The organism is Microcystis sp. BLCC-F210, assembly GCF_042134685.1.
Classification (GTDB): Bacteria; Cyanobacteriota; Cyanobacteriia; order Cyanobacteriales; family Microcystaceae; genus Microcystis; species Microcystis aeruginosa_D.
Genome location: NZ_CP169647.1, coordinates 4,749,453 through 4,776,275, shown reverse-complemented (window position 1 = coordinate 4,776,275; position 26,823 = coordinate 4,749,453). Strand labels below are relative to the sequence as shown.

At 38.2% G+C, this 26,823-nt stretch carries 25 protein-coding genes and 6 pseudogenes; 22 read left to right on the top strand and 9 right to left on the bottom strand.

Annotated elements, in window-relative coordinates; genetic code table 11:
- The first annotated feature begins 141 nt into the window (after nucleotides 1-141).
- The 11 genes and pseudogenes from ACE3JL_RS23300 (at nucleotide 142) to ACE3JL_RS23250 (ending at nucleotide 11,351) form a co-directional block, all read left to right on the top strand.
- Nucleotides 142-1,390: pseudogene (locus tag ACE3JL_RS23300) on the top strand (ISNCY family transposase).
- 630 nt (nucleotides 1,391-2,020) lie between these two features.
- Nucleotides 2,021-2,482 (top strand): hypothetical protein, encoded by a 462-nt coding sequence (locus ACE3JL_RS23295; protein ID WP_375328501.1) that lies wholly within the window; start codon nucleotides 2,021-2,023, stop codon nucleotides 2,480-2,482.
- A gap of 159 nt (nucleotides 2,483-2,641) precedes the next feature.
- Entirely contained in the window at nucleotides 2,642-3,364 is a 723-nt protein-coding gene (locus tag ACE3JL_RS23290) for an FkbM family methyltransferase (protein ID WP_375328500.1), read from the top strand.
- Nucleotides 3,361-4,641 (top strand): glycosyltransferase family 4 protein, encoded by a 1,281-nt coding sequence (locus ACE3JL_RS23285; RefSeq protein WP_375328499.1) that lies wholly within the window; start codon nucleotides 3,361-3,363, stop codon nucleotides 4,639-4,641. Before ACE3JL_RS23290 ends, ACE3JL_RS23285 begins: the two co-directional genes overlap by 4 nt.
- 70 nt (nucleotides 4,642-4,711) lie before the next feature.
- The gene (locus ACE3JL_RS23280) at nucleotides 4,712-5,104 is read left to right on the top strand and encodes a DUF433 domain-containing protein (protein ID WP_375328498.1); all 393 of its coding nucleotides are present in this window, start codon (nucleotides 4,712-4,714) and stop codon (nucleotides 5,102-5,104) included.
- A 66-nt stretch (nucleotides 5,105-5,170) separates the two neighbouring features.
- Nucleotides 5,171-5,929: a Uma2 family endonuclease gene (locus ACE3JL_RS23275; RefSeq protein WP_375328497.1), complete on the top strand. Its 759-nt coding sequence runs from the start codon at nucleotides 5,171-5,173 to the stop codon at nucleotides 5,927-5,929.
- Nucleotides 5,930-6,073: 144 nt separating this feature from the next.
- A pseudogene (locus tag ACE3JL_RS23270) lies at nucleotides 6,074-6,255 on the top strand (hypothetical protein).
- Nucleotides 6,256-6,586: 331 nt separating this feature from the next.
- Nucleotides 6,587-7,519, top strand: coding sequence for a class I SAM-dependent methyltransferase (locus ACE3JL_RS23265; protein ID WP_375328496.1), 933 nt, complete (start codon nucleotides 6,587-6,589; stop codon nucleotides 7,517-7,519).
- Nucleotides 7,520-8,385: 866 nt separating this feature from the next.
- Nucleotides 8,386-9,162, top strand: coding sequence for a class I SAM-dependent methyltransferase (locus ACE3JL_RS23260; protein WP_375328495.1), 777 nt, complete (start codon nucleotides 8,386-8,388; stop codon nucleotides 9,160-9,162).
- Between the two features lie 128 nt (nucleotides 9,163-9,290).
- Nucleotides 9,291-10,109 carry a glycosyltransferase gene (locus ACE3JL_RS23255; protein WP_375328494.1) on the top strand — a complete coding sequence of 273 codons (819 nt, stop codon included), beginning with the start codon at nucleotides 9,291-9,293 and terminating at the stop codon, nucleotides 10,107-10,109.
- 108 nt (nucleotides 10,110-10,217) lie between these two features.
- Nucleotides 10,218-11,351, top strand: coding sequence for a glycosyltransferase family 4 protein (locus ACE3JL_RS23250; RefSeq protein WP_375328493.1), 1,134 nt, complete (start codon nucleotides 10,218-10,220; stop codon nucleotides 11,349-11,351).
- Here the strand turns inward: ACE3JL_RS23250 and ACE3JL_RS23245 are convergent.
- A complete protein-coding gene (locus tag ACE3JL_RS23245; protein ID WP_228051377.1) occupies nucleotides 11,316-11,528 on the bottom strand; it encodes a hypothetical protein in 213 nt (70 codons plus the stop codon). The two genes, ACE3JL_RS23250 and ACE3JL_RS23245, sit on opposite strands and share 36 nt — an antisense overlap.
- 463 nt (nucleotides 11,529-11,991) lie before the next feature.
- Here ACE3JL_RS23245 and ACE3JL_RS23240 point away from each other — a divergent pair, with 463 nt between their 5' ends.
- From ACE3JL_RS23240 to ACE3JL_RS23230, 3 genes are read left to right on the top strand one after another with little or no spacing between them, the layout of a single operon-like run.
- Nucleotides 11,992-12,354 (top strand): glycosyltransferase, encoded by a 363-nt coding sequence (locus ACE3JL_RS23240; protein WP_375329650.1) that lies wholly within the window; start codon nucleotides 11,992-11,994, stop codon nucleotides 12,352-12,354.
- Nucleotides 12,355-12,372: 18 nt separating this feature from the next.
- Complete coding sequence (locus ACE3JL_RS23235) at nucleotides 12,373-13,152, top strand: glycosyltransferase (protein WP_271990113.1); 780 nt, start codon at nucleotides 12,373-12,375, stop codon at nucleotides 13,150-13,152.
- Between the two features lie 20 nt (nucleotides 13,153-13,172).
- Nucleotides 13,173-14,153 (top strand): NAD-dependent epimerase/dehydratase family protein, encoded by a 981-nt coding sequence (locus ACE3JL_RS23230; RefSeq protein WP_375328492.1) that lies wholly within the window; start codon nucleotides 13,173-13,175, stop codon nucleotides 14,151-14,153.
- A 22-nt stretch (nucleotides 14,154-14,175) separates the two neighbouring features.
- Here ACE3JL_RS23230 and ACE3JL_RS23225 read toward each other — a convergent pair.
- Nucleotides 14,176-14,520, bottom strand: a pseudogene (locus ACE3JL_RS23225) (GNAT family N-acetyltransferase); the annotation flags it as partial.
- A 490-nt stretch (nucleotides 14,521-15,010) separates the two neighbouring features.
- On the opposite strand from ACE3JL_RS23225, the pseudogene ACE3JL_RS23220 reads away from it, so the two are divergent.
- Together ACE3JL_RS23220 and ACE3JL_RS23215 are read left to right on the top strand one after the other, a co-directional pair.
- Nucleotides 15,011-15,249: pseudogene (locus tag ACE3JL_RS23220) on the top strand (ISNCY family transposase); the annotation flags it as partial.
- 169 nt (nucleotides 15,250-15,418) lie between these two features.
- A pseudogene (locus ACE3JL_RS23215) lies at nucleotides 15,419-16,430 on the top strand (ISNCY-like element ISMae2 family transposase); the annotation flags it as partial.
- A 290-nt stretch (nucleotides 16,431-16,720) separates the two neighbouring features.
- Here ACE3JL_RS23215 and ACE3JL_RS23210 read toward each other — a convergent pair.
- From ACE3JL_RS23210 to ACE3JL_RS23190, 5 genes and pseudogenes are all read right to left on the bottom strand, one after another.
- Nucleotides 16,721-17,203 (bottom strand): S8 family serine peptidase, encoded by a 483-nt coding sequence (locus tag ACE3JL_RS23210; RefSeq protein ID WP_375328491.1) that lies wholly within the window; start codon nucleotides 17,201-17,203, stop codon nucleotides 16,721-16,723.
- A 155-nt stretch (nucleotides 17,204-17,358) separates the two neighbouring features.
- On the bottom strand, nucleotides 17,359-17,514 hold the full coding sequence (locus ACE3JL_RS23205; protein WP_375328490.1) for a type II toxin-antitoxin system HicB family antitoxin: 156 nt from the start codon (nucleotides 17,512-17,514) through the stop codon (nucleotides 17,359-17,361).
- 425 nt (nucleotides 17,515-17,939) lie between these two features.
- Nucleotides 17,940-19,188 (bottom strand): annotated as a pseudogene (locus ACE3JL_RS23200) (ISNCY family transposase).
- 518 nt (nucleotides 19,189-19,706) lie between these two features.
- Nucleotides 19,707-19,931, bottom strand: coding sequence for a hypothetical protein (locus ACE3JL_RS23195; RefSeq protein WP_002762738.1), 225 nt, complete (start codon nucleotides 19,929-19,931; stop codon nucleotides 19,707-19,709).
- 48 nt (nucleotides 19,932-19,979) lie between these two features.
- Nucleotides 19,980-20,564: a Uma2 family endonuclease gene (locus ACE3JL_RS23190; protein ID WP_271992235.1), complete on the bottom strand. Its 585-nt coding sequence runs from the start codon at nucleotides 20,562-20,564 to the stop codon at nucleotides 19,980-19,982.
- 30 nt (nucleotides 20,565-20,594) lie between these two features.
- Here ACE3JL_RS23190 and ACE3JL_RS23185 point away from each other — a divergent pair, with 30 nt between their 5' ends.
- The 3 genes from ACE3JL_RS23185 (at nucleotide 20,595) to atpC (ending at nucleotide 23,754) form a co-directional block, all read left to right on the top strand.
- A complete protein-coding gene (locus ACE3JL_RS23185) occupies nucleotides 20,595-21,341 on the top strand; it encodes a transposase (protein WP_375328489.1) in 747 nt (248 codons plus the stop codon).
- Between the two features lie 473 nt (nucleotides 21,342-21,814).
- Nucleotides 21,815-23,263 carry a F0F1 ATP synthase subunit beta gene (atpD, locus tag ACE3JL_RS23180; protein ID WP_002786548.1) on the top strand — a complete coding sequence of 483 codons (1,449 nt, stop codon included), beginning with the start codon at nucleotides 21,815-21,817 and terminating at the stop codon, nucleotides 23,261-23,263.
- Nucleotides 23,264-23,337: 74 nt separating this feature from the next.
- Nucleotides 23,338-23,754 carry an ATP synthase F1 subunit epsilon gene (gene atpC, locus ACE3JL_RS23175; protein WP_185241173.1) on the top strand — a complete coding sequence of 139 codons (417 nt, stop codon included), beginning with the start codon at nucleotides 23,338-23,340 and terminating at the stop codon, nucleotides 23,752-23,754.
- A gap of 224 nt (nucleotides 23,755-23,978) precedes the next feature.
- Here the strand turns inward: atpC and ACE3JL_RS23170 are convergent, their stop codons facing one another.
- On the bottom strand, nucleotides 23,979-24,302 hold the full coding sequence (locus ACE3JL_RS23170; protein WP_271990120.1) for a 30S ribosomal protein PSRP-3: 324 nt from the start codon (nucleotides 24,300-24,302) through the stop codon (nucleotides 23,979-23,981).
- A gap of 104 nt (nucleotides 24,303-24,406) precedes the next feature.
- On the opposite strand from ACE3JL_RS23170, the gene mutT reads away from it, so the two are divergent.
- The 3 genes from mutT to mraY are packed head-to-tail and all read left to right on the top strand — an operon-like array spanning nucleotide 24,407 to nucleotide 26,202.
- Nucleotides 24,407-24,829 (top strand): 8-oxo-dGTP diphosphatase MutT, encoded by a 423-nt coding sequence (gene mutT / locus ACE3JL_RS23165; RefSeq protein WP_150976381.1) that lies wholly within the window; start codon nucleotides 24,407-24,409, stop codon nucleotides 24,827-24,829.
- Complete coding sequence (locus ACE3JL_RS23160; RefSeq protein WP_271990122.1) at nucleotides 24,826-25,089, top strand: DUF3134 domain-containing protein; 264 nt, start codon at nucleotides 24,826-24,828, stop codon at nucleotides 25,087-25,089. The genes mutT and ACE3JL_RS23160 overlap by 4 nt, the downstream gene beginning before the upstream one ends.
- Before the next feature lie 45 nt (nucleotides 25,090-25,134).
- Nucleotides 25,135-26,202: a phospho-N-acetylmuramoyl-pentapeptide-transferase gene (mraY, locus tag ACE3JL_RS23155; protein ID WP_375328488.1), complete on the top strand. Its 1,068-nt coding sequence runs from the start codon at nucleotides 25,135-25,137 to the stop codon at nucleotides 26,200-26,202.
- On the opposite strand, the gene ACE3JL_RS23150 is transcribed toward mraY, so the two are convergent.
- A complete protein-coding gene (locus tag ACE3JL_RS23150) occupies nucleotides 26,203-26,526 on the bottom strand; it encodes an iron-sulfur cluster assembly accessory protein (RefSeq protein WP_271990128.1) in 324 nt (107 codons plus the stop codon). It abuts the gene before it with no gap.
- Nucleotides 26,527-26,823 lie beyond the last annotated feature (297 nt).

The following is a 26,823-nucleotide window of genomic DNA, read 5'->3' as shown; positions in this document are numbered from 1 at the left end:
CTGAGAACGAACAGGGTTAAATCAGGAAGATAGTTCTGTTTTTAGAATAGAGAATTCAAGGGAAATAAAAATTTATAATTATTGTCAGCTAAGGTAAAATGGGTGAGATAGAAATCCACCAGCACGTCAAATTATTCCAAGATGGCTCAAAAAGCGGCAACCCTAGAAATTTCGGAATTAACGCAATTTTTACATCAAGAATTAGATGATTTACCCGATGAGAGGAAACCTGGAAATAATAGAAAATATGAGATAAAAGATGCCGTGATGGCTGCATTTTCAGTCTTTTTTACTCAGTCGCCGTCTTTTTTAGACCATCAACGTTTAATGAAAAGCAATAAGGGAAAAGATAATGCTGAAAGTTTATTTTCAATTAAAAAAATTCCTGGGGATAATCAAATAAGAAATTTGTTAGATCCAGTGCCAGCATCTAATATCTCTAGGACTTTTCAAAAAGTCTATGAATGGTTAAAAGAAAAGGGAGTTTTGAAAAAGTTTCTCTACTTAGATGGAGAAATATTAGTGGCGTTAGATGGCACAGAATATTTCTCATCCAAGAAAATTAATTGCCCTCATTGTAACTGTCGTAATCATCGAAATGGAACTACAACTTATTTTCATGGCTGTGTCACACCGATAGTAGTTTCTCCTAAGCAAAAACAAGTAATTAATTTAGAGCCAGAATTCATTAAAAAACAAGATGGACATCAAAAACAAGACTGTGAAAATGCGGCCGTTAAAAGATGGTTAAATAGGAATCATAAAAATAAGTATGGTTATCCTGTAACTCTTTTAGGAGACGACTTATATTCTCACGAACCTGTTTGTGAATTAGCGATAAAACAAGGTTATAATTTTATTTTTGTTTGTTTGGAAACGTCGCATAAAACTTTATATGAATGGCTAGAATTTTTAGAAAAAAGTGGCGAAGTTAGGACCGTTGAAAAGAAACAATGGGATGGACGAAAAAATCTAATTTATCGTTATCGTTATGCTTCTAGAGTTCCCTTAAGAGAGGGGGACTCAAGTCTCGAAGTTAATTGGTGTGAAGTGACTGTTATCAATGAAAAAACCCAGAAAACTATCTACCAAAATAATTGGATAACTAATCATAAAATCACGGAAAATAATGTCGAAGAAATTGTCAAAGCTGGACGTAGCAGATGGAAAGTTGAAAATGAAGGCAATAACGTTCTTAAAAATCACGGTTATAATTTAGAGCATAACTTTGGTCACGGTCAGAATCATTTGTGCGAGTTCTTATTGTCTTTAAATTTACTAGCTTTTTTATTTCATACCGTGTTGGATTTAGTTAATTACACCTATCAAAAGATTCGTGAGCTATTAGTAACTAGGACTTCTTTCTTTAATGATATTCGTACCCTATTAAAATTTATTTGGTTTAAGAATTGGTCGGAATTTTTCTCATTTATTCTAACCGAATATGTCCCATTTAAAAAAGTAAATTCTAGTTAAAAATGTCAATTTTTCGAGAGAAGGAAAGATTATTTTATTCATTGAAAAAACCACAAATTAGGTCAGAATTTCAGCTAAATTTATGAGTTGAGATAAGTTTTTTATGGGCAGATATTTTAAAACTGTCTCTTGAAGCTAATTATGATGATTATCTTGAAAAAAAATGATAATTAGACAGAAGTTCTGGGAGCATCTCACTTACGCGATGAGTAATTATACTTAGCCTAAAAGCCACTCTTAATCGTGTCTTGGAACGAAATAGAGGCTTTTAAAGACCGCGTACATGGAGAATTAAAACAAGAATTACCCTCGAAAAGCCTATTTTTCTACTAAGTATTTATGCTTATTGCAAAGGTGAGATGCTCCCGAAGTTCTCTATGTGAACAAGAGAACTTTATCTTCTTTTGTTTTCAAAATGAGAATTGCTGGTAAATTTAAGCAATGGTTGACAAAATACTATTTATGCGATAATATGTACGGCGGTCGCCGAGTTAAGAATGGCTGTCTGATAGGTTAATATTGATTTTATGGAGGATTTTGAAACATGGACAATATGACCCAAGCTGATACTTCTATAGTTAAGGTTTACGATCATCACTACGCATCTAATAGCACCGTTGAAAAGGAATGGACTGAACTAGGTCCCTATTCTCGTCTACACAACACTTTAAAAGTTATTAAAGATCATCAATTTGACTCAACAATTTCCGTATACACACCTTCTCTATTTAGATTTTTGTTAAAATCGGAAGGATTTTCTATTATTAGCGAGCATTTGAGTAATACTTCTTGGCAGGCTCAAAAGTTTATGATCACTCATTCTAAGAAATCTATTAATAAAGATTTGAGGATTTTCAAAGCGCAATTGTCAAATCTCAAGAGAAACCTTGTCAGGTTGTTTGCGTCTCAACAATATAATCAAGAGTTCTCCTATAATGCTTACACTTGTTTTTGTGAATTTAAAGCAAAACCAGAGATTGGTTACGATCAGGTCAATTTATGGTAAATAAAGCACAAAATTGGAACCAAATTACTATACTTTTTACGTCAGTTCAGATATTTTGGCAGATGTAAATAAGCTGAGAGTGATAAAAAATTATCTTATCCAGTGTAGTGAGATAGTTTTCTTCAGTGAAACATTGATAAACTTTAAAGAAACTAAAAGATGACCAAAAATATCGTTAAAAAACTGTTCAGAAAACTAGGGTTTGAAGTCAAGAGATATAATCTTAATACTTCACAAGTGGCTCTGATGGAAATGTTACTGGAATATCATCAGATAGAGCTAGTTTTTGATGTGGGTGCTAACTGTGGACAGTATGCTAGTTTTCTGCGAGACTGTGGTTATCAAGGCAAAATAGTATCCTTTGAACCTTTATCCAGTGCTTACTCCCAATTACTGACTCTTAGCAAGAAAGATAACTTGTGGGAAATTGCTCCTCGCTCTGCTTTAGGAGATCAAGAAGGTGAAATTACCATTAATATTGCTGGGAATAGTCAAAGTAGCTCTGTATTATCGATGTTAGATGCTCATGTGCAAGCTGCTCCTGAATCAGCTTATTGTGGTTCCGAAGTAGTACAATTAAGACGGCTAGATACTTTAGCTAAAGACTACATTACAGAGGATACTAAATCAATATTTTTGAAGATCGATGTGCAGGGATTTGAAAAGCAAGTTATTGAAGGCGCTTTTCAGATTCTTCCTTTAGTTAAAGGGATACAAATAGAAATGTCTTTAGTGCCACTATATGATCATCAATTACTCTTTGAAGATATGCTAGAGTTTATGAGACAACTTGGCTACGAGCTATACACAATTGTTCCGAACTTTGCCGATAGAAAAACTGGAAGACTATTACAAATGGACGGGATATTTTTTAAGTCATGAAAGTATGTTTACTAAGTAATTCTGATGGTCGAGGAGGCGCCTATGCGGCCGTTTATCGTTTACATCAAGGCTTGCGGGAAACTGGTACAGATTCGACTCTGTTAGTTGGTGATAAAACTCGTGATGACTATACTGTTTTATCGCCAGCAAGTAAATTAATGAAGGGGTGGACAAAGCTAATACCTGCGGTTGATCACTTGCCCTTGTCATTATATTCTCAAAGAGAGAGAACACCTTATTCTATCCAATGGCTTCCCGATCGCCTTGTTTCTAGAGTAGCCCAAATTAGTCCAGATATTATTAACTTACACTGGATTAATGCCGGGTTTTTACAAATTGAAACCCTAGCCAAATTTAAGCAACCTCTTGTTTGGACGGCTCACGATATGTGGCCTTTTACGGGTGGTTGTCATTACAGTGGAGAATGCAATAAATATACTCAATCCTGTGGTCATTGTCCCCAATTAAAAAGTCAGCAAGATGGGGACATTTCTCGTTGGGTTTGGTGGCGAAAAGCTCAAGCTTGGAAAAATCTAAATCTGACTATTGTTACCCCCAGTCAATGGTTAGCAGATTGCGCTAGAAATAGTTCTCTATTCCAGGATTTACGGATAGAAGTAATTGCCAATGGCTTAGATATTCAAAAGTATAAACCAATCGAGAAAAACACTGCTCGCCATCTCTTAGGATTACCCCAAGATAAACAGCTTATTCTCTTTGGGGCTATGAGTCCTACCAGCGATAACCGAAAAGGATTTCATCTGCTTAGACCAGCTTTAAAAAAACTTAGTCAATCTCCAATACTACAAGAAAAATTAGAGCTAGTTATTTTTGGAGCATCAGAACCAAAAGAGCCAATAGATGTAGGTTTTAAAATTCATTATCTAGGGCGATTAAATGATGATATTTCCCTAGCAATTACTTATTCTGCTGCCGATGTTATGATTGTACCATCAATCCAAGAAGCTTTTGGGCAAACTGCCTCTGAATCCCTATCCTGTGGGACACCAGTAGTGGCTTTTAATGCTACTGGACTCAAAGATATAGTTGAACATCAACAAAATGGTTATCTGGCCAAACCCTTCGAGGTGGAGGACTTGGCAAGCGGAATTAATTGGGTATTAGAAGATAGAGAAAGGTATAACAAATTGTGTATTCAGGCAAGGCAAAAAGTGGAGCAGCAATTTACTTGGGAGTTACAGGCAGAAAAATATTTAGAGTTATACAGTGATATCTTGAGCAAGAGCAATAGACATCGCCAAAAATCTATACCTTAGTCATAGCAATGATATTCCTACTTGGTAGTGCGATTTCTTATCCTTTTAGCTAAACAGCAACATTGCTCCTATGAAATTAGCCTCTATCCCAACAAAGCAGTACATCGAGCAACGAGAAGAAGAATATTGGATTGAAGGAACTCTTATCTCCCTTGATTCAGTTGTCTATTCTTTCTTGAACGGAGAATCGCCCGAAAGCATTGCCCAAAATTTCCCACTCCTTTCCCTCGAACAGGTTTATGGCGCGATCGCTTTTTATCTGGCCAATCGAGAGCTTGTCGATGCCTATCTGAAAAAGGGTGAAGCCGAGTTTCAGCAACTACAACAGTCTTGTAGAGAAAAGAGTCCTTTGCTGTACCAAAAATTGAAGGCAGCTCAAGCCTATAATATGTGCTTAAAAAACTCTAATTTCCTAGAAGAAGGCTATAATTGCCATAACATTTTGCCCCCATCTCAATTCTAGCGGCTAGATATTCTCCCCAATGCTAGAGGAAAAAGCTCCTTAAGTCCAATCACCAGCGTAGCTCCGATGACTTCAACTATTGCCCCTTCTCGACTTTCACTGCCCAACCAAGATGAATTGCCCTGCGATGACGGCGTTCCCATGGAAACCCAACGACATAAACTCCAGATGGATATCCTCATAGATGCCTTGTTACCCTGGTTAGCTGCTAGGCAAGATGGGTATGTAGGCGGCAATATGTTCGTTTATTTCAGTGCCGCACAGTTAAAAAGCGAGGAATTTCGCGGCCCAGATTTCTTTGCTGTTCTGGGGGTTCCCAAAGCGGAAAGAAAAAGTTGGGTAGTTTGGGAAGAGGGGAAAGCTCCCGATGTGGTTATCGAACTCCTTTCCGAAAGTACCGCTCCACAGGATAAAACTGAAAAGAAAGCAATCTATCAAGACCGTTTGCGAGTGCCAGAATATTTCTGGTACGATCCCTTTAATCCTGAAGACTGGGCGGGTTTTATCCTTAGAGACGGCAACTACGAGCCATTATCTCTAGAGGAGGGAGAAAGATTTTTCAGTCAAAGGCTGGGTTTGTCCTTGGTACGCTGGCAAGGTGAGTATAAAGGAGTCGAGGCAGTTTGGCTGCGTTGGGCGACTTTTGCCGGCGATTTACTGCCCACGGAGTCAGAGCTAACTGAACAGGAAAGAATGCGGGCTGAACAAGAGAGAATGCGGGCCCAACAGGAAAGAATGCGGGCCCAACAGGAAAGAATGCGGGCTGAGGATTTGGAAGCATTGCTTCAACGCTATCGAGAGCGTTTTGGAGATTTGCCAGAATAAATCTAGATGTTGACCAGCTAAAGTACAATAACTCTCCAGAAAGCTAATAGGATAGGAATATCAAGCACAGACCGATAACCTTAGAAAAATCTTGTTCGCTTTCTGGTATTAGCTGATTAAAAATTTGGTTCTTCGGTTTGTCTTATGCAATGGACGGGGGTTATAAGGGATGGAACCCTTATATACAAAGGCATTTGGCGATTTTTGTCAATTGCTTTTGATCTAAAGCGAACTAATCAATTAAATTCCTTGCCAGATAAGGATTTAGTCGATTTATGCCCCCTATCGAACCATACCAAGTAACGAAGAGCCAAAAATTTTCTTGACAAGAAGTTGATCATCGGGTAAGATGTAGCCAGTAAGTAGTCGTGCAAAATTAATTTCCTAGTCAAGATAGGCAAAAGGCAAGAGGCAGGAGGCAAGAGGTGGTTAGATATGTGTAATTAATTTTGCTTAGGTACTTATGCCTATTGAATTGGGTCTTGAACTGTTCGGTTAATTAAATTGCCCATTATGGGTGACAGGCTGCCGCAGCAGTACTTTGTCGAGATTTAATGGGAAACAACCAGCTAGTAATAGTTTGATCAAGAATGCCAGTTCCAAGTTGGCTTTGACGACAAAACATGATAGTAAATATTAGCAGTGTAAAGGTTGACAATGTTGAAAAAATTACTTAACCGTATGCAAACCGAACAGGGAAGGAAAAATATTAAATTTGCTCTAGCCAGACAAATATTCAATCCCCTCTTAAGAAATATCGGCTACACCCTAATTACTGACCATTTTTATCAGCCGATACCCAACCGTCAGGAAATTATGACATACGCGGGTAAAGAAAGACCTCTTAGCTCAATTGAATGGCATCTAGACAAGCAAACTGAAATGGTTAGGTATTTACTAGAAAAATATCGTTTGGAATTTAACAATAAAGAAATTTTTTCAGCATTTGGTTATTCCGAAGATACTTCTGGTCTCATTAGTGGTGATGCGGAAGTCCTCTATGCTATGGTCAGAGAAAAAAAACCTAATCGGGTAATTGAAATTGGCTCAGGTGGTAGCACTAAGATTATCGCCGCAGCTTTAAGAATGAATTTTATAGAAAATTCCCAAAAATCACAACTGATCTCGATCGAGCCTTATCCTCAAGATTTTTTAAAAGACTTTGCTAATGTTAGTCAAGATTTTCTAGAATTTAGTTTGCTTACCCAAAAAGTAGAAGCCGTAGATTTGTCTGTTTTTGAATCCCTGCAAACCAATGATATCCTGTTCGTTGATTCTAGTCATGTGTTTAAGTCTGGCAGTGATGTGGAGTTTGAATTTCTTCAAATTTATCCCCGTTTAGAAACAGGAGTCTTAGTTCATATTCACGATATATTTTTTCCCTATGATTATCCCATCGAATGGAATCTGAAAGAATCACGATACTGGAACGAGCAATACTTTTTAGAGACTTTTCTACAGTTCAATAAAAAGTTTGAAGTGTTGGCATCCTTATCTATGGTATCTTATTATAAGAATTCTGTGTTTCTTGAGAATATCAATGCTTATAATAAAGATCGATTACCCGGTTCTTTCTGGATGATTGCTTGAAGATCACTCGCCTCCAAAAAATCATGAAAATAATTAATCTTAATCATAAGTAGTCGTGCAAAATTAATTTCCTAGTCAAGATAGGCAAAAGGCAAGAGGCAGGAGGCAAGAGGTGGTTAGATATGTGTAATTAATTTTGCTTAGGTACTTAATTTTTCCACGACTCGTAAACTCACTCAAGGACTCCTAGAAATAGAAAGTCACTCCGCTGCTCCCCTACAATATCCAATATTATCTCCAGCAAATCCAGAACGCAAGGGAGAAGGGGGATTAAGAACAAAGGGTTCTTCGGTTTGTGCTATGCAATGGACGGGGTTATAGGGGATGAAATCCTTATAGAGAAAGACATTGCTCCGATTTTGATCAATTGTTTTTGATCTAGAACGAACTAATCAATCAGCAATTTTCATTTTGAAACGATTTTGCGTTGTTTCAGCGATCTAGAGATTCGTTAAGAATTATTAACCCCTCTAGGTGCAAGGGTTTTAATGTCATGAAACCTTAAAATGAGAACTGCTGCTAATCAATTAAGTCTCTTGCCAGATAACGATTTAGTCAATTTATGCCCCCCTATAGAACCATACCAAGTAACGAAGAACCATAACAATTACTAAGAAGCAATGGCTGTGGTGCTGGCTGCCAATTCAATTGACGAGTTTATTGATGAGTTTGTCGATCACCCCTCCCTACTATCCTTGACAGAGGCGTTGGAGTGAGCTACAATGCCCGAAAGCTGCTGCTAAACTACAATTATGATGTTCATCCTGGCCGATCAGGATGAAAAGGAGATAAGAGTCATCTAGTCCTGAATTTGTACTTATGTAATAAACGATAGTATTATTAGCTGGTGTAAGGGAGTTAACCAAATGACTAACAAAGGGGCGGATTCATCTTTTAAACTAGAGAAGCAATTTAAAGCAACTGAAGCTTTAGGAGGCCATCACGTAGCGCAAAACTATTTACCCAAGCTGTTTCAAGATTTAGGGATTAACCATCAAGCCAAAATTCTTGATATTGGATGTGGGATAGGTATCATGGTAAGAACATTGCGTGAAATCGGATACGATGCTTATGGTTTAGAACCAGGTGGTCGGTTTAACGAAATCGAACCGGAAATGAGGCCATACATACATAACTGCTATGCGGACGAGTATGAAAAAATTGCAAGTAATGCAAGTAATAAAAATGATAAATTTGATGTAGTAATGTCATTTTGGGTCATAGAACACGTTGGAACCATTGACGGTCACGCTTGTTTATCCTCTGATTTTCTAGACTATCGTTTTCAATTCATAGAGGATCAAATCAAATTACTCAAACCTGGGGGAATTCTCCTAGTTATGGGTCCAAATAGACTTTTTCCTTTCGATTTTCAGCATGGTTCTCATGATTATGGATTTTTGTCCGTTATCAAGAAAAAACTTCCATTTATTAAGATACTTCAAAAACTAACGTTACCTTGGCATAGTAAAAACTATTTGGTATCTTGGGATGACCTTTACAAAATCAGCAAAAAGTTGGAGTCTGAACTAGACTTAGATAATGATTTCTCTTATTTTTGCCCAAAACAGGATAATTTGCTGGGTTTGAGTAGTCTTCAGGGAAAAGACAAGGAGCAATTATTGTTTCCTAATATACACTAAATTGGTAGATAAACTACCGACACAGTTTCGTAAAGTACTGTACACGCATACATTATTCGTGTTAAAGTATCCGCAAAGCCAACTTTAAATGATCAGTTAATAAATACCCAAGTTTAGTAAAAGTAACAATGAGCCAAATAAGTGAGATTAGTTATGTGATTCCAACATTAAACAGTGCTGCTACACTGGATATGACTCTCTTATCTTTGCGATCGCAGAAAGACGTAGAGGTTGATGTCATCGTAGTAGACAGCGGCTCAACCGATGGTACACTAGACATCTGTAAAAGATGGGATGTGAAAACTCTTTATGCTGAACCAGGTAATATGTATCGAGCTATTAACACGGGGCTACAGGAATGTGATACTGAGTGGTTAGGTTATGTTAATTCAGATGACTGGTTATACCCTGATAGCGTGAATCGACTAACGACTTTTGGAAAACATACCAAAGCAGATATAGTGTATGGAAGTTGTGACTATACTGATGGTTATGGTCGTTTTGTCTATTCTATGTCCGCCGCTAGAGCCGAGCAATTGCTTTCACTGTTCCGAATCGGTATATTTGGGTTTGCTCAACCAGCAGCGATTTTCCGGAATAGAGTTTACCAAAAGCTCAAGGGGTTTAAAGAAGACTATTCTTTAAGTTCGGATGCGGATTTTTACCTGAGAGCTTTGTTATCGAACTTAAAATTTTCTCGGTTTTCTGGTAAAAGTATAAGTTGTTTTCGGATTCATGAAAACCAATTGACGAATAAGAAAAGAGAAGCTATGGAAGCTGAAAAACAGCAAATTTATTCACCCATTCAAGCGGCTCAATTACAAGACTGGATGGTATTCACACAATGGAGATTAAATAACTTACCTCATTACATAATGAGATTTTTAAGACAATCTTTGTTGGCGGGCAAGATAACTATTACTAAGTCTATGGATGTTAAATGTTAGAGATTCTCTTGTCCAGTAGAATGGAGGTAATTTTATACAAATATTCTTTGGTGCGCGTTCCGTATCGATACTTAAACATAGAAAATTCCACCAAAACGCACTTGAAATATGAAAATCGGAATTAACGCTCTCGCTATGCGAGGTCAAGGAAGTTTCGGAGTGAAAACGTACTTCGATAATATAGTTAGGAGATGGTACGCAGATTCTTTGGTAGATTGTGAATTCGTTTTGTTTAGCAGTACTATACCAGAATGGTGGGATGGAAATCGACCGAACTTTATATTAGTTCATCTTCCGAACGCTAAGAATTTGCTCTTGCGAATTTTTTGTGAACAATTGATACTTCCTCGGTTAAGCAAAAATAAAGAATTAGATGTTTTATTCCATATAGGTTATGTAGGCTCTTTACTATCGAATGTCCCTCAAATAGTTACCATTCATGATGCTTATGCTTGGATTTGTCAGAAAGAAGTGGGATTTTTTAAAACTTTTTATTGGCAATTGTTGATTCCTCCCTCTCTCAAAAAATCAAGAAGAATCATAGCAGTTTCTCATAATACAGCGTCTGACATTTGCCGTTTTTGTGACCTTGATGAAAGCAAAATAAAAGTGATACCAGAGGCAGGATCGCACCTTAGAGATATTTCTCCTGATAATAATATTCTGGATAAATTAAAGCTTAAATCCAAATCATTTTTTCTTTGTGTCGGTTTTTACGCTCCTATCAAGAATACCAGACGAATTCTTGAGGCTTACCAAAATTACCGCGATAAATCCGCAAAGGATCAAGCTAAAAAACTCATTTTAGTAGGTGGTGCTTTGAGTCAATGGAGTCTAGAAACTCTTGATATTGCCAAACAGATCCCTGGTGTTATCATTGCAGGTCGTGTTAGTGACGCTGAACTTGTAGCTTTGTATAGTCATAGTGCAGGATTAATATTTACGACTCTTTATGAAGGATTTGGAATACCGATTTTAGAAGCACAGGGATTAGGATGTCCAGTTGTTACTTCATCTCTCAGCTCAATGCCAGAAGTAGTTGGTTCTGGCGGTATCCTAGTAGATCCAACATCAGTCAGCGACATAGCTAAAGCAATGTTTCAGATAGAAAATCCTGAGATTGCGGAACAACTTGTAACATTGGGATATCGAAACCAAGATGTTTACTCTTGGGATCGTGTTAGCCGAGAAACTCTTGAAGTTTTACTAGATATAGATATAGCCTTTACAAATGAAACGTGAGTAAATGCGGTTCTTCGTTACTTGGTATGGTTCGATAGGGGGGCATAAATTGACTAAATCCTTATCTGGCAAGAGACTTAATTGATTAGTTCGCTCTAGAGCAAAAACAATTGATAAAAATCGCCAAATGTCTTTCTCTATAAGGGTTCCATCCCTTATAAACCCCGTCCATTGCATAACACAAGCCGAAGAACCGTAAATCAGCGATTCTCATTTTAAGGTTTCATGACATTAAAACCCTTGCACCTAGAGGGGTTAATAATTCTTAACGAATCTCTAGATCGCTGAAACAACTCAAAATCGTTTCAAAATGAGAATTGCTGACCGTAAATGCGTCGTAATACAGAATCCCTAATGTTTAATTTTATTCCTTCAGAATTATGAATCTTACGGCCTCCCTTGTCCTTTACAAAAATGACCCAGAGATAGTTAGGTTCTTCGGTTTCTGTTATGCAATGGACAGGGGTTATAAGGGATGGAACCCTTATATAGAAAAGCATTTAGTGATTTTTGTCAATTATTTTTGATCTAGAGCGAACTAATCAATTAAGTCTCTTGCCAGATAAGGATTTAGTCGATTTATGCTCCCATATCGAACCATACCAAGTCCCGAAGAGCCGATAGTTATTCAAGCAATTAAATTTCTGTTCGGCCAGTTTTTGATCAAGATAAGTGGAAGTTCTTGTCAGGTTCAGATTTATTTGTTTTATTTTCTCATCGAGAAAACTTTGGTTTTTCAGTGGCTGAAGCCGCCTCAGTTGGTTTACCAGTGTATATTTCTACAGGAGTGGACATTTATCCCTTCTTTGAACATGAACGTGAAAGATTAGTCTTCGATATTAGCACCGAACAGGATATAGAAAAGGCACTATCCACCCTTGACAAAATTAGCGATGATGATTTACATTATTTGGGGTCATTTTGCAGAGAAATAGCCCTTAAAAATTTTAGCTTCGAGCAATTTTCCCAATCCTTGAAAAATATCCTTACCCCTAATGTTTAAGTTTATTACTTCAGAATTATGCAACTTACGGCCTCCCTTGTCCTTTACAAAAATGATCCAGAGATAGTTATTCAAGCAATTAAATCTCTGTTCAGCACACCCATAGAAATTAATTTATCCGTAGTAGATAACTCTCCCACCGATGAACTCAAAACAATATTCGATAATTTTCAGGAATACGATATAGATTATTACTTTAATAATGGTAATAACGTTGGTTTTGGTCAAGGACATAACTTAGCTATTACTAGGGCTAAAAATTATGATTATCATTTAGTTATCAATCCAGATGTTTATTTTGATAATAATGTGATAACTGAGCTTATTCACTACCTTGATAAGCATCAAGATGTGGGATTAATTACTCCAAAAATATCTTACCCTAACGGGGATATCCAATACCTTTGCAAGCGTCAACCTACGGTTTTGACTTTATTTATTAGACGTTTTATTCCCCGAAAAATGCAATTTCTTTTCAAAAAGAGATTAGACTGGTATGAAATGCGAGATATCAGCTATAACCAGATAATGGAAGTACCGATTATTAGTGGTTGTTTTATGCTATTTAACAGAAAATATTTAGATGATATTGGCTATTTTGATAAAAATATGTTCATGTATTTTGAAGATTATGATTTGACCATTAGAATGTCTAAAAAATACAAAACCATACTTTACCCCCATGTAAATATTTATCATCATTGGGCAAGAGGAGCGCACAACTCTACCAAACTGGCAATAGTTTTTGCTCAATCGGCTGTGTATTTTTTTAATAAACATGGTTGGAAACTTTATTAAATTTAATTGAATAATTAATAATGAAAAACGTTTTAGTTACAGGTTCTACCGGCTTTATTGCCAGCCACTTACTGCCAACTTTACATCAACATAACTGCCAGATAACAGCTGCAATTCGCCAGAAATTTGAGTTTCCCGCATCCCTGTCAATTAAGGCCATTCAGGTGTGTGAAATTGATGATATGACCGATTGGCGAGAAGCATTGCTAGGCATTGATACCGTTATTCATCTAGCAGGACGCGCTCATATCCTTCATGAGACTATATCCAATCCAGAAGCGGCATTTATAAAAGTTAACACCAAGGGGACTATTAACCTAGTGAAGCAGTCGCTAAAAGCGGGAGTTAAGCACTTTATTTTTGTCAGTTCTATTCATGCTATGGCTGCCGAAAGTGATGATATTCTTAACGAAAATTCTCCCTGTCACCCCGATAGTCCCTATGGTCGTAGTAAACTGCAAGCAGAACAAGCTTTAATTCAACTAGCAAAAGATAGTAATATGACTTGGACGATCCTTCGTCCTACTCTAGTTTACGGATTGGGTAATCTGGGTAATATGGAGCGCTTGATGAAACTAATTAAACGGGGATTACCCTTACCTTTTGGTGCGATCAAAAATCGTCGTAGTTTTGTCTTTGTGGGTAACTTAGTTGCTGCCATTATTACCTGTTTAGACCATCCTAAGGCCGCTAATCAGATTTTTTTAATTAGCGATAACCAAGCTGTTTCTACTCCTCAATTAATTCGACTCATTGCTCAACAAATTCAACAACCCTGTCAATTGCTGCCCGTCCCCACTACCCTACTTAGATTCTTAGGTTATCTGGGTGATAGGGTAGAATCTATAACAGGGAAAAATCTCCCTTTTAACACCTATAATATCGATCGCTTGCTCGGTTCTCTTGCCGTTGACTCTAGCTATATTCAAAAAACCCTGAATTGGCAACCTCCCTTTACTTTAGAGCAAGGATTAGCTCGAACAATTCAGCCAGAAAATTAGTGATCAGCTGGTCAAAAAGGCTTCATAATTCAAGTTCCGCTTTGACAAAATCGGCAGTTTTATAGAGAGAAAACCCCACTTTAGCCGCTATCATCTGCATAGCGCGGTTATCCCTTAAAATTTCCCCTTCAATTCCCTCTAATCCTTCCTTTTTGCCAATACTGATCAAAAGCTATAGTAATTCTGTACCAATTCCTTGACCTTGATAGTCATCCCTAACTAATAGGTCAAATTCCGTCACATTAACGCCGTGAAGTTTATTTAAGCGTCTTATAGCGATAATTTCTCGCTCTTCCGTCTGATCGTTATTAATCTCGACCACCAAGCTCATTACTCGATCGTAGTCGGTAAAACAAATGCGACTAAGGTGATTTTTGACAAAGATTGGCTCTTCGGTTTGTGCTATGCAATGGACGGGGTTATAAGGGATGAAACTTTTATAGAGAAAGGCATTTGGCGATTTTTATCCACTGTTTTCGATCTAGAGCGAACTAATCAATTAAATCTCTTGCCAACCAGATAAGGATTCAGCGGATTTATGCCACCTGATCGAACCATAGCCAGCAATTCTCATTTTGAAATAAATAGAGCATTAACCCCGATTTTGGCAGGGAAAATATAGTACGAAGCAACTATTTTCTAGAAGAGGCGAACAATAAAAAAAACAATTGGCTAGACAAATTAAGTATAAATACTCAAGCAATCAAAGAGGTTGGCTGAGAACGAACGGGGTTAAATCAGGAAGATAGTTCTGTTTTTAGAATAGAGAATTCAAGGGAAATAAAAATTTATAATTATTGTCAGCTAAGGTAAAATGGGTGAGATAGAAATCCACCAGCACGTCAAATTATTCCAAGATGGCTCAAAAAGCGGCAACCCTAGAAATTTCGGAATTAATGCAATTTTTACATCAAGAATTAGATGATTTACCCGATGAGAGGAAACCTGGAAATAATAGAAAATATGAGATAAAAGATGCCGTGATGGCTGCATTTTCAGTCTTTTTTACTCAGTCGCCGTCTTTTTTAGACCATCAACGTTTAATGAAAAGCAATAAGGGAAAAGATAATGCTGAAAGTTTATTTTCAATTAAAAAAATTGGCTCTACCGAACCTGTCATGTAAAACTATTAACAACTTATGCTTGTAAAGCTTGTATAGTAAAGCTTTGAGTTTTTGTTAGATTGATATTTATCAACTTTAGAGCATTGCTGGACAGAGAGGGAGCTTGGGGAATTTTCTACATTGTAAGTTCGGAAGAACCAAAAAATTCCTGGGGATAATCAAATAAGAAATTTGCTAGATCCAGTGCCAGCATCTAATATCTCTAGGACTTTTCAAAAAGTCTATGAATGGTTAAAAGAAAAGGGAGTTTTGAAAAAGTTTCTCTACTTAGATGGAGAAATATTAGTGGCGTTAGATGGCACAGAATATTTCTCATCCAAGAAAATTAATTGCCCTCATTGTAACTGTCGTAATCATCGAAATGGAACTACAACTTATTTTCATGGCTGTGTCACACCGATAGTAGTTTCTCCTAAGCAAAAACAAGTAATTAATTTAGAGCCAGAATTCATTAAAAAACAAGATGGACATCAAAAACAAGACTGTGAAAATGCGGCCGTTAAAAGATGGTTAAATAGGAATCATAAAAATAAGTATGGTTATCCTGTAACTCTTTTAGGAGACGACTTATATTCTCACGAACCTGTTTGTGAATTAGCGATAAAACAAGGTTATAATTTTATTTTTGTTTGTTTGGAAACGTCGCATAAAACTTTATATGAATGGCTAGAATTTTTAGAAAAAAGTGGCGAAGTTAGGACCGTTGAAAAGAAACAATGGGATGGACGAAAAAATCTAATTTATCGTTATCGTTATGCTTCTAGAGTTCCCTTAAGAGAGGGGGACTCAAGTCTCGAAGTTAATTGGTGTGAAGTGACTGTTATTAATGAAAAAACCCAGAAAACTATCTACCAAAATAATTGGATAACTAATCATAAAATCACGGAAAATAATGTCGAAGAAATTGTCAAAGCTGGACGTAGCAGATGGAAAGTTGAAAATGAAGGCAATAACGTTCTTAAAAATCACGGTTATAATTTAGAGCATAACTTTGGTCACGGTCAGAATCATTTGTGCGAGTTCTTATTGTCTTTAAATTTACTAGCTTTTTTATTTCATACCGTGTTGGATTTAGTTAATTACACCTATCAAAAGATTCGTGAGCTATTAGTAACTAGGACTTCTTTCTTTAATGATATTCGTACCCTATTAAAATTTATTTGGTTTAAGAATTGGTCGGAATTTTTCTCATTTATTCTAACCGAATATGTCCCATTTAAAAAAGTAAATTCTAGTTAAAAATGTCAATTTTTCGAGAGAAGGAAAGATTATTTTATTCATTGAAAAAACCACAAATTAGGTCAGAATTTCAGCTAAATTTATGAGTTGAGATAAGTTTTTTATGGGCAGATATTTTAAAACTGTCTCTTGAAGCTAATTATGATGATTATCTTGAAAAAAAATGATAATTAGACAGAAGTTCTCTATGTGAACAAGAGAACTTTATCTTCTTTTGTTTTCAAAATGAGAATTGCTGATATTTCTCTCGTTACACATCTCGACGGCGCGAATTAGCCAATCTTCGGCTTCTCCCATATCAGTGAGGGCCCCGCCGCTAATATTAATCACTTTTGCTCCGTTTTCGGCGGCTTGTTCAATCGCCCTCGCTAAATCGAGTTGGGAGAGTTTGCGGTTATCGTCAGAGAAGACGGGGACGAGTAGGCCTCGACACTGGGGGGCGATGCCAGGGATTTCGCTGTTGGGTTGTGCAAAGATGAGGCTGGCAATATGGGTTCCGTGAGTGGACATTTGCCCCGCGGTGGCTTGATGCTGGACGAGGGTGGATAAACGGGTTAGGTCTGCCCCGTTGAAGCAGGGATGGTCGGTATCAACTACACCATCAAGAATGGCGATGGTTATTTCTGATGTACCTTTGGTTTGTTTTTGTAGTTCTTTTAGTCCTGGAATAGTTGGGAGATTAGTCATTAGTAATTTTCTAAGCTATTTGTAATAGTTTTGGCGAGGGCAAAGGTTTATTTTCTTGGGTATATATAGCGGTTCTCGCATCTGTGCGGCACACTTAAACCTTTGCTGATTAAGCTGTTCAGGATCGGGAATGTACCTCTTGTGAATCAGAAACGCTATATATCTACCAAATCTTCTAAAACTTCTTGGGCATTATCAAGGGCTTCTTGATAGGTGCTGCCGTGAGTTCGAGCGTATTTTCCCCATTCGGGTAAACTGGCAATATAGGCATTATCTTCTTCAGACCATTGAATTAAAATGCTATATTTCATGATTAATTATCTCCTTGTTCTAATTGTTCTAATTCTTTAATTGCTGTCATAATATCCTTTTCTTGATAGGGTTGGGCATCTTTACCATCTTTACCGGAAAGAACCAGCAATTCTCATTTTGAAAAAAATCAGATAAAATTCTCTTATTTAAATAGAGAACTTGTGTAGAAGCATGATTTTTTGACAGATAATTATCATCCAAAGCTGGAGATAGACAGGTTTTAAGAACTTTGTCCACGAAAAATCGATTTCAACTCATAAATCTGGATGAAATTCTAACAAAATTTTTAGTTTTTTTATAAACAATTTTCTTTTTCTCCTTCAAGAGTTCTGACATTTTTAACTAGAATTTACTTTTTTAAATGGGACATATTCGGTTAGAATAAATGAGAAAAATTCCGACCAATTCTTAAACCAAATAAATTTTAATAGGGTACGAATATCATTAAAGAAAGAAGTCCTAGTTACTAATAGCTCACGAATCTTTTGATAGGTGTAATTAACTAAATCCAACACGGTATGAAATAAAAAAGCTAGTAAATTCAAAGACAATAAGAACTCGCACAAATGATTCTGACCGTGACCAAAGTTATGCTCTAAATTATAACCGTGATTTTTAAGAACGTTATTGCCTTCATTTTCAACTTTCCATCTGCTACGTCCAGCTTTGACAATTTCTTCGACATTATTTTCCGTGATTTTATGATTAGTTATCCAATTATTTTGGTAGATAGTTTTCTGGGTTTTTTCATTGATAACAGTCACTTCACACCAATTAACTTCGAGACTTGAGTCCCCCTCTCTTAAGGGAACTCTAGAAGCATAACGATAACGATAAATTAGATTTTTTCGTCCATCCCATTGTTTCTTTTCAACGGTCCTAACTTCGCCACTTTTTTCTAAAAATTCTAGCCATTCATATAAAGTTTTATGCGACGTTTCCAAACAAACAAAAATAAAATTATAACCTTGTTTTATCGCTAATTCACAAACAGGTTCGTGAGAATATAAGTCGTCTCCTAAAAGAGTTACAGGATAACCATACTTATTTTTATGATTCCTATTTAACCATCTTTTAACGGCCGCATTTTCACAGTCTTGTTTTTGATGTCCATCTTGTTTTTTAATGAATTCTGGCTCTAAATTAATTACTTGTTTTTGCTTAGGAGAAACTACTATCGGTGTGACACAGCCATGAAAATAAGTTGTAGTTCCATTTCGATGATTACGACAGTTACAATGAGGGCAATTAATTTTCTTGGATGAGAAATATTCTGTGCCATCTAACGCCACTAATATTTCTCCATCTAAGTAGAGAAACTTTTTCAAAACTCCCTTTTCTTTTAACCATTCATAGACTTTTTGAAAAGTCCTAGAGATATTAGATGCTGGCACTGGATCTAGCAAATTTCTTATTTGATTATCCCCAGGAATTTTTTTAATTGAAAATAAACTTTCAGCATTATCTTTTCCCTTATTGCTTTTCATTAAACGTTGATGGTCTAAAAAAGACGGCGACTGAGTAAAAAAGACTGAAAATGCAGCCATCACGGCATCTTTTATCTCATATTTTCTATTATTTCCAGGTTTCCTCTCATCGGGTAAATCATCTAATTCTTGATGTAAAAATTGCATTAATTCCGAAATTTCTAGGGTTGCCGCTTTTTGAGCCATCTTGGAATAATTTGACGTGCTGGTGGATTTCTATCTCACCCATTTTACCTTAGCTGACAATAATTATAAATTTTTATTTCCCTTGAATTCCCTATTCTAAAAACAGAACTATCTTCCTGATTTAACCCCGTTCGTTCTCAGCCAACCTCTTTGATTGCTTGAGTATTTATACTTAATTTGTCTAGCCAATTGTTTTTTTTATTGTTCGCCTCTTCTAGAAAATAGTTGCTTCGTACTATATTTTCCTTGCCAAAATCGGGGTTAATGCTCTATTTATTTCAAAATGAGAATTGCTGGGAAAGAACGATGGGATTTGACATTAAAGGATGTACCCAATAGGAATGACTGCCTTTTCCTCGTTTAGGTAATAGTGTAAATCCTGCTTTTTGTAACATTTGTTTTAATTCTCTAATCTTTTTTGGCACTTTTTAGAATGATCGCTGTTGTTTGAGGGAGTTTTTTTGAATGTCAGCAACTATCATAAGTTCAAATAAACTTTTTTGTTGCAATAATCTCTTTCATTCATCTTCTGTTAATAAGGTTTTTAATTCATCAATAATATCTTCTAAAGGTTGCGGTTTTAATTCCCCTCTTTGAAAAGCTTCCCTCGCTTCTTTAGCATTTCGGGCTATTTCGTCTCGATAGGATTCTATCATTTGATTTTTGACAATTTCTATTAACATTTCTCTCTGTTCAATAGGTAGTTCATTAACTGTCATAAGAGCTTGTTCTAATGTCATCATAATTTATCCTCTCTTGATTGTTGTAAAAGGTAATAGGTTCGACAGTAATCATTGGTTTGAATTTTCTTGATTAAATACTTGAAAAACTTTTAAATTAAGTTGACCAAATGTAGAAGATTTTACTAAGTCATCATTGCTAAAATTACCAATTTCTGTATAAGTATTTTCTCTTAATTCTAAGACTAAAATGGTTTGAGTTTGAGGATCAACTATCCAGTATTCGGGAATACCACAATCTTGATATTGGCTTCTTTTGGCGATGTAATCTCTCTCTCTTTGGATTTCCCCGGGACTAACCACTTCAATGACTAATAAGGGGGGTAACATGGAAAGAAGAATCGTATTTCTCTGGGAGAGTAATTGAATATGTTCTTCTCGAATAATGGTTAAGTCAGGGTAACGGTTTTTCGGTTCGCCTCTCACTTCTAATTCTAAACCATGTCCTCTGACTCTCCGATGTCCAACAAGTGAGGCAAATTTGAGAAAAAGAAAGTTAGCGATTTCAAAGTTAAGTCCTGATTCTGGTGGCATTTCTACCAATTCTCCGTTAAATAATTCATAGTGTTCCTCTGAATTATCCTCATAATGTAGATATTCAACGAAGGTTTGAAAGCGGGGTTTTGTGATTAACATAAAACTTACTCCGTTTTACAGAATTTAAATATGCCTAGAAAACCTCGAAATCTTCAAGCTGGTTATTCCTACCACGTCACCACACGCTGCAATAACCGAGAATTCAAATTATCCAAGCGGGAATGCCGGGAGGTATTTCTTTATGCCATCAAGAAGGCTTTAGACAAACACCAGTTTAAGCTTTATGCTCTCTGTATCATGTCTAATCATGTCCATTATCTCATTGAACCTGCCCAACCTGAAGATTTACCCAAAATCATGCACTTCCTCAACTGGTACACGGCGATGTGTTTTAATCCGATGCTCAGAAGGACAGGACACTTTTGGGAAAAGCGTTATTTTTGCGATGGTTTCCCTCCTTCAGATAGAGAAAGAGCATTAAATACCTTACGTTACATTCACGGCAACCCGAAAGCCGCCAAAATGCGTTCTGGTTTTTTCTACGATTTCAGTAACTACGGCAGTTATGAACGTTTAACCGATGATGGCTTAACTCAATGGCATCCTGCTTTTCTTAAACTGGGTGACAGCTTAGAAGAATGTGCCAGAAAGTACAAAGGCTTTTGCCAGAAATACAAACCCAAGGAGAAGAACACCGCTACCCGATGCCACTGGGGGAGTAAGCTATTGGCAGGGGTTCATCTCCCTGAATCTAAATCTTCTAGCACTCGTGAACCAAGGAAAAGGGAGACAACAGAAGAGCAAAAACCTGTACTCCCCCGCTCCCTCTCTCCCCTGCTCAGCGTGCCAGGTATCCGAAAGCCCTGCTTTAACTAGGGTTATACGTCAATTCATTGAGGCAAACCGTGCGCCCTGGCAAGGAGCAGCAATTCTCATTTTGAAACGATTTTGCGTTGTTTCAGCGATCTAGAGATTCGTTAAGAATTATTAACCCCTCTAGGTGCAAGGGTTTTAATGTCATGAAACCTTAAAATGAGAATTGCTGAACCATAGCAAGTAACGAAGAACCCAAAGATTTTACCTAATCCAACGGCTCTTCTAGGTTCTGTTAAAGGCAAACCCCGGTGTTTGTTAAGCAGGGAGTGGGAAGTGGGGAGCGGTAAGTGGGAGGATCAAATAAAATAATCTCCTATCTCGGAGTCTCCTGACGACCGACTGCTGAGGGCTGATAGCGAAAATCACTGATCTGATCCCCTAGCGTGATAAGCTGAGTATTGGCTAATTTTACAAAAAATTAAGACTTTCCCCTTGTGGGAGTTATCAGCTAAAACCCAGAGTAGACATAAACAATGGTAGCGACAACAGAAACTAACGTTGGTAAAATCGTCCAGATCATCGGTCCTGTCATCGATGCCGAATTTCCCAGTGGCAACCTGCCCCGTATTTATAATGCCTTAACCGTAAAAGGAACTAACTCCGCCGGTCAAAATTTATCCGTTACTTGTGAAGTACAACAGTTACTCGGTGATAACCAAGTGCGCGCCGTTGCCATGAGTACCACCGATGGTTTAGTACGCGGTATGGATATCGTCGATACCGGCGCAGCGATTAGCGTTCCCGTGGGTAAATGCACCCTCGGTCGGATTTTTAACGTTCTTGGTGAACCCGTGGACGAAAAAGGACCGGTTAACGTCACCGAAACCTCTCCTATTCACCGTCCCGCTCCCAAATTAGTCGATCTTGAAGTAACACCGACGGTTTTTGAAACCGGTATCAAGGTAATTGACCTGCTCACCCCCTACCGTCAAGGTGGCAAAATCGGCCTCTTTGGGGGTGCTGGTGTGGGCAAAACCGTCATTATGATGGAATTAATCAACAATATCGCCATCCAACACGGTGGTGTCTCGGTTTTTGGCGGTGTGGGTGAAAGAACCCGCGAAGGAAACGACCTCTACAACGAGATGATCGAATCGAAGGTAATCAACGCTGATAACCCCGAAGAATCGAAAATCGCCCTCGTTTACGGTCAGATGAACGAACCCCCCGGAGCGAGAATGCGCGTCGGTCTCTCCGCTTTGACCATGGCCGAATATTTCCGCGATGTCAACAAGCAAGACGTACTCTTATTTGTTGATAATATCTTCCGTTTCGTCCAAGCTGGTTCGGAAGTATCGGCTCTCCTCGGTCGGATGCCTTCTGCGGTGGGATACCAACCCACCCTCGGCACGGACGTAGGCGACCTGCAAGAGCGGATTACCTCCACCAAAGAGGGATCGATCACTTCCATCCAAGCGGTCTATGTACCCGCAGATGACTTGACTGACCCCGCTCCTGCTACCACCTTCGCTCACTTGGACGGAACTACTGTACTATCCCGTGGTCTGGCTTCCAAAGGTATCTATCCGGCGGTAGATCCCCTCGGTTCCACCAGCACCATGCTCCAAGCTGATATCGTCGGTGATGAACACTACGGCACCGCTCGCGCCGTCCAATCTACCCTGCAACGCTATAAAGAGTTACAGGACATCATCGCTATTCTCGGTTTAGACGAATTATCGGAAGAAGATCGTCTCACCGTTGACCGCGCTCGCAAAATTGAGCGTTTCCTCTCGCAACCTTTCTTCGTGGCCGAAGTGTTCACCGGTTCCCCGGGTAAATACGTTACTCTCGCTGATACGATCAAAGGCTTCCAGATGATCCTCAAAGGTGAACTCGATCGCTTACCAGAACAAGCGTTCTACATGGTCGGCAGTATCGATGAAGCGATCGCTAAAGGCGAAAAACTCAAAAAAGGCTAATTAAAAGTCAGTAGTAACCGCTCAACGCGGTTACTAAACCCAGAAATCTGCCAAAATTATCGTTATTATCACCAATGAGCATTACAGTACGGGTTATTACACCCGATCGCATTGTCTGGGATAACGTGGCTGAAGAAGTAATCCTACCCAGTTCCACAGGACAATTAGGTATTCTTAGCGGTCACGCTCCTTTATTAACTGCCCTGAATATTGGCGTAATGCGAATTCGACCGGGGAAAGACTGGGAAAATATCGCAGTTTTGGGCGGTTTTGCCGAAGTCGAAAATAATGAGATCAAAGTCCTCGTTAACGGGGCGGAATTAGGCTCAAAAATCGATAAGGAAAAAGCTCGCACCGAATACGAACAGGCCCAAACCCGTCTCGATGAAGCCAGCAAAGGGGATGACCGTCGCAAAACTATCCAAGCGCAACAATCATGGCGCAAAGCTCGCGCTAGATACCAGGCCGCTGGCGGTTTAGTATCGGTTTAAACCCAACCAAATCAAATTAAATTAAAGCAAAATCGGGTGGGTTTATCTAAACCTACCCGATTCTTTTTCAGTGATCAGTTATCAGTTATCAGATTTGAGGTCTGAATACTGTTATTGAGAAGTTGCTGTTCTCCTCCTGCTCGGTAATCACTGAAAAAGTTTCCTGTTTTCCGTTGTCTAAAACTGGAGATTTTGTCGCTCCCCATTAAGATAACTGCTATAAATTAATTGCTACCACTAAAAACAACTTCAGGGAATTTTAACTGTGCATCGGCCATGGGGATTTGTCGGCTTTGATTGCGTAACTCTTGCCAAAAATTAATTACTTCTGTGGCTTTGTTGAGAACTTCAACGCGATCGGACTCATCAATCCAGTGTTTTGCTTCTAACTCCTCTTGCAGTTGTTGCCAAGCATCATTGCGCGGCCAGAAAAAATAAGCGGTGAGAGGGCTAGTTCCTTTGCCGACCACCTGATCCACAGCGATCGCTACGTTCTGATCTAACCACAATACTTTTAAAATAAACTTTGATTCGGAACTGACTGTCATTGTTAATCGTTAATCGTACAATTCTCGATTATATCATCTTTTGAATCAATTTTCAAAAAGTCAGTTTTTAACTATTTTTTTCTATTTTTTCGCCAATAACCGCTATGATTCCCGAAACAGACTCTTTAGCTTCTAAACAAATCGGTGTGGCCGTAATTAGAGATGATCGAGATTTAATTTTAATCGATCGCCGTCTGGCCAAGGGACTCCTAGGCGGTTTTTGGGAATTCCCCGGCGGCAAAATTGAAGGCAATGAAACGGTACAAGAATGTATTAAACGGGAGATATTAGAAGAAATTGGCATCGAAATTGCGGTTGATAGTCATTTAATCACTATCGATCACACCTATAGTCATTTTCGGGTTAATCTACAAGTATATAACTGTCGTTATCTCAGCGGCCAAGCGAGAGCGATCGAATGTGAAGAAATCCGCTGGGTAACTATCGAGGAGCTAGATCATTACACTTTCCCCGCGGCCAATCAAGAGATTATCAGAGCCTTAAAAGACATGGTAAACTCGAAATGACTGCTGTTAATCGTCGAGTGATTATGCTTAATCCTTCTATTCGTCAAGAACCCCGCTACGAACCGGCTGCGGTTATTCCCCTAAAAAAAGACGCTTCCATTGTCGAGTGGTTAGAAAAAAATAATCGCATGATTCCCCGGGATAAAGTCGCGGAACCAGATCTGACTCTCGAAGAAGATGTGGAACTATCTGAACTGATGGATGTCGATGATATCGGTTATGATGACGACGAGGACGAATTAGTCTTAGATGAAGATTAATCCCGTCTTCTTTGGCAAATTTTACCCTTATCTGACGCTTTAGTCGTGAACGCTAACATTTTTTCCGCCCCTATCTTTAAAAAACCCACTGGAACCCATCTCCTGATTCTACTAACGGGATTACTATTTCTGTTAGTAGTTTTTTTTCAGTCCACTAATTCCCTGTTACTGCCTTTGATTGCCACAACGTTAATCAGTGGTGGTCTTGGTTGTCAAGTAGTCCCGATGCTGCGGCGCTTGAAAATGGGTCAGATTATGCGCGAGGATGGTCCCCAAGCTCATTTAAAGAAAGCAGGAACCCCGACGATGGGAGGCAGCTTTTTTGTGCCGGTAGCCCTTATTTTCGCTTTAATCTGGTCTAAATTGACTCCTAATGTGGTGGCGGTTGCATTGCTGACTTTTGCTTACATGGGTATCGGTTGGTTAGATGATTGGCAAATTCTGCGTTATAAGTCGAATAAAGGCCTATCTCCCCGGATGAAGTTAATTTTACAGATAGCGGGGGCAGTGCTTTTTTGTCTCTGGATGTTGGTCAATCAGGTGAGTACCGATATCACCCTTTGGGGTCGATTAGTGATTCCTTTGGGCTTTTTATTCTGGATTTCGGCTGGATTTGTCCTTGTAGCTGAAAGCAACGCTACTAATCTCACCGATGGGGTGGATGGATTAGCAGGAGGAACAGCTGCGATCGCTTTTTTGGGTTTAGCCATTATTATCGCTCCTAGTCACCCAGATTTAGCGATTTTCTGCGCTTGTTTTAGTGGTGCTTGTCTAGGCTTCATTTTTCACAACCGCAACCCTGCTAAAGTGTTCATGGGTGATACGGGTTCCCTTGCTTTGGGAGGTGCTTTAGCCGCGGTGGGTTTAATTACTGGACATCTCTGGGGATTATTTTTAATTAGTGGTCTGTTCTTTCTGGAATCTCTTTCGGTAATCGCTCAGGTTATCTATTATAAAGCCACAAAAGGACCCGATGGCAAGGGAAAAAGATTATTAAAAATGGCTCCTTTTCATCATCATTTAGAATTAAGTGGTTGGACAGAAACCAAGATTGTGGGAGCTTTTTATCTGGTTAATGCGCTTTTAGTTGTCTTGGCTATTTGGAGCAGTTAATTAAGCGCTAAAGGAAAGACCACAACCGCAGGTATTTTGGGCGTTGGTATTGGTAAAACGGAAACCACCACCCATGAGATCTTCTGAATAGTCTAATTTTAAAATTTGTAGATAGCAATCGCTGTCAAGATCGACTAAAATATTAATACCCTGACTTTGATAAAAGCGATCATTTTCTGCCGCAATATCGGTTAATTCGAGATGGTAGTGAAGTCCCGAACAACCACCGTTTTTTACTGCCAAACGCAGATAGGAACCAGTCAGGCGACGGCTTTGACTCCAACGTTCAATTTCTCTAGCGGCGGCGGGACTTAATTCGATCATTGTTTTTGAGACTATTGTAATAATAATATCAAGTTATTGTGTAATTATACCACAGTCGTTGTCAAACTTTATATTAAGAAAGATTGGTGGTGATTCGGTAGTAGTGATGGCGGCTTAATCCTTTGCTTTACTGTGCATTGTAGTCTTTGTATATTTTTAAACCTGCATAAAATTGATTTAAGTTTTGTAAAAAGTAGTTGACAAAATTCAATCGAGATCAAGGATCACCCTATCCTTAAGGTTGACAAAATGTGGTAAGGTGGACTGAGTAATAAAACTGATCACTAACCTATTATC

Bases quoted from the DNA above. Each gene is read 5' to 3' on its own strand.
- ACE3JL_RS23295 (WP_375328501.1), top strand. From the start codon at position 2,021: ATGGACAATATGACCCAAGCTGATACTTCTATAGTTAAGGTTTACGAT.
- ACE3JL_RS23290 (WP_375328500.1), top strand. From the start codon at position 2,642: ATGACCAAAAATATCGTTAAAAAACTGTTCAGAAAACTAGGGTTTGAA.
- ACE3JL_RS23285 (WP_375328499.1), top strand. From the start codon at position 3,361: ATGAAAGTATGTTTACTAAGTAATTCTGATGGTCGAGGAGGCGCCTAT.
- ACE3JL_RS23280 (WP_375328498.1), top strand. From the start codon at position 4,712: ATGAAATTAGCCTCTATCCCAACAAAGCAGTACATCGAGCAACGAGAA.
- ACE3JL_RS23275 (WP_375328497.1), top strand. From the start codon at position 5,171: ATGACTTCAACTATTGCCCCTTCTCGACTTTCACTGCCCAACCAAGAT.
- ACE3JL_RS23265 (WP_375328496.1), top strand. From the start codon at position 6,587: ATGTTGAAAAAATTACTTAACCGTATGCAAACCGAACAGGGAAGGAAA.
- ACE3JL_RS23260 (WP_375328495.1), top strand. From the start codon at position 8,386: ATGACTAACAAAGGGGCGGATTCATCTTTTAAACTAGAGAAGCAATTT.
- ACE3JL_RS23255 (WP_375328494.1), top strand. From the start codon at position 9,291: ATGAGCCAAATAAGTGAGATTAGTTATGTGATTCCAACATTAAACAGT.
- ACE3JL_RS23250 (WP_375328493.1), top strand. From the start codon at position 10,218: ATGAAAATCGGAATTAACGCTCTCGCTATGCGAGGTCAAGGAAGTTTC.
- ACE3JL_RS23245 (WP_228051377.1), bottom strand. From the start codon at position 11,528: ATGCAATGGACGGGGTTTATAAGGGATGGAACCCTTATAGAGAAAGAC.
- ACE3JL_RS23235 (WP_271990113.1), top strand. From the start codon at position 12,373: ATGCAACTTACGGCCTCCCTTGTCCTTTACAAAAATGATCCAGAGATA.
- ACE3JL_RS23230 (WP_375328492.1), top strand. From the start codon at position 13,173: ATGAAAAACGTTTTAGTTACAGGTTCTACCGGCTTTATTGCCAGCCAC.
- ACE3JL_RS23210 (WP_375328491.1), bottom strand. From the start codon at position 17,203: ATGACTAATCTCCCAACTATTCCAGGACTAAAAGAACTACAAAAACAA.
- ACE3JL_RS23205 (WP_375328490.1), bottom strand. From the start codon at position 17,514: ATGAAATATAGCATTTTAATTCAATGGTCTGAAGAAGATAATGCCTAT.
- ACE3JL_RS23195 (WP_002762738.1), bottom strand. From the start codon at position 19,931: ATGATGACATTAGAACAAGCTCTTATGACAGTTAATGAACTACCTATT.
- ACE3JL_RS23190 (WP_271992235.1), bottom strand. From the start codon at position 20,564: ATGTTAATCACAAAACCCCGCTTTCAAACCTTCGTTGAATATCTACAT.
- ACE3JL_RS23185 (WP_375328489.1), top strand. From the start codon at position 20,595: ATGCCTAGAAAACCTCGAAATCTTCAAGCTGGTTATTCCTACCACGTC.
- atpD (WP_002786548.1), top strand. From the start codon at position 21,815: ATGGTAGCGACAACAGAAACTAACGTTGGTAAAATCGTCCAGATCATC.
- atpC (WP_185241173.1), top strand. From the start codon at position 23,338: ATGAGCATTACAGTACGGGTTATTACACCCGATCGCATTGTCTGGGAT.
- ACE3JL_RS23170 (WP_271990120.1), bottom strand. From the start codon at position 24,302: ATGACAGTCAGTTCCGAATCAAAGTTTATTTTAAAAGTATTGTGGTTA.
- mutT (WP_150976381.1), top strand. From the start codon at position 24,407: ATGATTCCCGAAACAGACTCTTTAGCTTCTAAACAAATCGGTGTGGCC.
- ACE3JL_RS23160 (WP_271990122.1), top strand. From the start codon at position 24,826: ATGACTGCTGTTAATCGTCGAGTGATTATGCTTAATCCTTCTATTCGT.
- ACE3JL_RS23150 (WP_271990128.1), bottom strand. From the start codon at position 26,526: ATGATCGAATTAAGTCCCGCCGCCGCTAGAGAAATTGAACGTTGGAGT.